Source organism: Escherichia sp. AM3, assembly GCF_032029835.1.
Taxonomy (GTDB): Bacteria; Pseudomonadota; Gammaproteobacteria; order Enterobacterales; family Enterobacteriaceae; genus Escherichia; species Escherichia coli.
Window position 1 is genome coordinate 1 of sequence record NZ_JAVUPQ010000656.1, and the last position, 374, is coordinate 374.

The following is a 374-nucleotide window of genomic DNA, read 5'->3' on the forward strand; positions in this document are numbered from 1 at the left end:
GGCACTGTTTCACTCGATGCACTGCAAACGCTGGTGATGGATGAAGCTGACCGCATGCTGGATATGGGATTCAGCGATGCGATTGACGAAGTGATCCGCTTTGCCCCTGCCACACGCCAGACGCTGCTCTTTTCGGCCACCTGGCCCGAGGCGATTGCAGCGATCAGCGGGCGCGTGCAGAAGAACCCGCTGACCATTGAAATCGATACTGTCGATGCGTTACCGGCGATTGAGCAGCAGTTCTTCGAGACATCGCAGCACGGCAAGATTCCACTGCTACAAAAATTGCTGAGCCAACACCAGCCAGCGTCCTGCGTGGTGTTCTGTAATACCAAAAAAGATTGTCAGGCGGTGTGCGATGCCCTGAATGATGC

1 protein-coding gene is annotated in these 374 nt (G+C 55.3%); it reads left to right on the forward strand.

Annotated elements, in window-relative coordinates; all coding sequences use genetic code 11:
* Positions 1-374, forward strand: a 374-nt coding sequence (locus tag RTW80_RS27735; protein WP_312721325.1) for a DEAD/DEAH box helicase, incomplete at both ends; no start/stop codon positions are given.